1 protein-coding gene and 2 pseudogenes are annotated in these 2,044 nt (G+C 62.9%); 2 read left to right on the plus strand and 1 reads right to left on the minus strand.

The window, feature by feature from the left end; translation table 11 throughout:
- Positions 1-605: IMP dehydrogenase (locus ACQKQA_RS30200; protein WP_427564786.1), on the plus strand; the 605-nt coding region annotated here is incomplete at its 5' end.
- Positions 606-704: 99 nt separating this feature from the next.
- Positions 705-1,949 (plus strand): annotated as a pseudogene (gene guaA, locus ACQKQA_RS30205) (glutamine-hydrolyzing GMP synthase); the annotation flags it as partial.
- A 27-nt stretch (positions 1,950-1,976) separates the two neighbouring features.
- On the opposite strand, the pseudogene ACQKQA_RS30210 reads toward guaA, so the two are convergent.
- Positions 1,977-2,036, minus strand: a pseudogene (locus ACQKQA_RS30210) (hypothetical protein); the annotation flags it as partial.
- Between the last annotated feature and the right edge of the window lie 8 nt (positions 2,037-2,044).

The following is a 2,044-nucleotide window of genomic DNA, read 5'->3' on the forward strand; positions in this document are numbered from 1 at the left end:
CCCACGCCCACCCATTCAAAGTCGGTATCGGCCCGGGCTCGATCTGCACCACCCGTATCGTCGCCGGTGTCGGCGTCCCGCAGATCAGCGCCATCGCCAATGTCGCCGCCGCCCTCGAAGGCACCGGCGTGCCCTTGATCGCCGACGGCGGCATCCGCTTCTCCGGTGACCTGTCCAAGGCCATCGTGGCCGGTGCCTCGGCCGTGATGATGGGTTCGATGTTCGCCGGTACCGAAGAGGCGCCAGGCGAGATCGAACTGTTCCAGGGCCGTTCGTACAAGGCTTACCGCGGCATGGGTTCGCTGGGCGCCATGTCCCAGGCCCAGGGCTCTTCCGACCGTTACTTCCAGGACTCCTCCGCGGGTGCCGAGAAGCTGGTTCCGGAAGGCATCGAAGGCCGTGTCCCTTACAAGGGCACCCTGACCGCCATCATCCACCAGCTGATGGGTGGCCTGCGTTCTTCCATGGGTTACACCGGTAGCGCCAACATCGAAGAAATGCGCACCAAGCCTGAGTTCGTACGCATCACTGGCGCCGGCATGGCCGAATCCCACGTCCACGACGTGCAGATCACCAAGGAAGCGCCGAACTACCGCGTAGGTTGATGCTTCAAGCAAAACGTTAAATGACCGGGGCTGTTTTATTCAGCCCCGAGTCGTTTCTGAATCACGATTGTTTTCGAATTACCTAGACGAGACTGAATCATGGCCCTCGACATTCACGCCCACCGCATCCTGATCCTCGATTTCGGTTCCCAGTACACCCAGCTGATCGCCCGCCGCGTGCGTGAGATCGGTGTGTATTGCGAACTGCATCCGTTCGACATGGATGACGAAGCGATTCGCGAATTCGCTCCCAAAGGTGTCATTCTCGCCGGCGGCCCCGAGTCCGTGCACGAAGCCAACAGCCCACGCTGCCCACAGGCGGTGTTCGACCTGGGCGTGCCGGTTTTCGGTATCTGCTACGGCATGCAGACCATGGCCGAGCAAATGGGCGGCAAGGTCGAAGGCTCCGAGCTGCGTGAATTCGGTTATGCCCGCGTCGATGTGGTCGGCAAGAGCCGCCTGCTGGACGGCATCGAAGACCACGTGGACGCCGACGGCCTGTTCGGCCTCGACGTGTGGATGAGCCACGGTGACAAGGTCACCAAGATGCCGGAAGACTTCCACATCCTGGCCAGCACCCCGAGCTGCCCGATTGCCGGCATGTTCAACGACGATCTGCGCTATTACGGCGTGCAGTTCCATCCGGAAGTGACCCACACCAAGCAGGGTGGTCGCATCCTGTCGCGCTTCATCCTCGACATCTGCGGCTGCGAAGCCCTGTGGACGCCGTCGCACATCGCCGACGACGCCATCGCCCAGATCCGTGCCCAGGTCGGCACCGACAATGTGCTGCTCGGCCTGTCCGGCGGTGTTGACTCCTCGGTGGTCGCGGCCCTGCTGCACAAGGCCATCGGCGACCAGCTGACCTGCGTCTTTGTCGACAACGGCCTGCTGCGCCTGCACGAAGGCGAGCAAGTGATGGCCATGTTCGCCGAGAACATGGGCGTCAAGGTGATCCGCGCCAACGCTGAAGATCAGTTCCTCAGCAACCTGGCCGGCGAAGCCGACCCGGAGAAGAAGCGCAAGATCATCGGCCGGACCTTCATCGACGTGTTCGATGCCGAATCCTGCAAGCTGGAGAACATCAAGTTCCTGGCCCAGGGCACTATCTACCCGGACGTGATCGAGTCGGCTGGCGCCAAGAGCGGCAAGGCCCACGTGATCAAGTCGCACCACAACGTGGGCGGCCTGCCGGAAGAGATGAACCTCAAGCTGGTCGAGCCACTGCGCGAGCTGTTCAAGGACGAAGTCCGTCGTCTGGGCCTGGAACTGGGCCTGCCGTACGACATGGTCTACCGTCACCCGTTCCCGGGCCCGGGCCTGGGCGTGCGCATCCTCGGCGAAGCGCACGCCACGGGTGTCGGCGATTTCCTGGGTCACCTTGTGCTTGGGCAGGATGCCGCCGTGGCCGGGCTTGGCGCCCTGGCTCATCTTGATCT

The sequence above is a fragment of the Pseudomonas sp. NPDC089530 genome, assembly GCF_050280705.1.
In the GTDB taxonomy this organism is placed as follows: Bacteria; Pseudomonadota; Gammaproteobacteria; order Pseudomonadales; family Pseudomonadaceae; genus Aquipseudomonas.